Raw genomic sequence first — 250 nt, forward strand, 5'->3', positions numbered from 1 at the left:
ACCTATAAACAACAATATTCGCGCTTGTGAAGCGTCCGAAACTACTAATTTCAAAGCCGCGGCTACCATTATGTAATGTCCCAGCACCTCTTCCTTCAATCTCAGGCCCTTTACGTTGATGATGACATAAGCAAATAAGGTTTTATGCGGCGGATGCCCTTCTTGGCATCTTTCAATTCCAAGCGCAACTATTCCAACACCGCGAATCCCTAACCCAGCAAGATAGCATGCTCCATCTTTTGCCAGATAG

General features: G+C 45.2%; 1 pseudogene. It reads right to left on the minus strand.

Annotated features, from left to right (window positions below):
- Window positions 1-250, minus strand: a pseudogene (locus tag AC2Q9J_RS18295) (cyclase family protein); the annotation flags it as partial.

The organism is Planococcus sp. RAB007_Raresut, assembly GCF_057369535.1.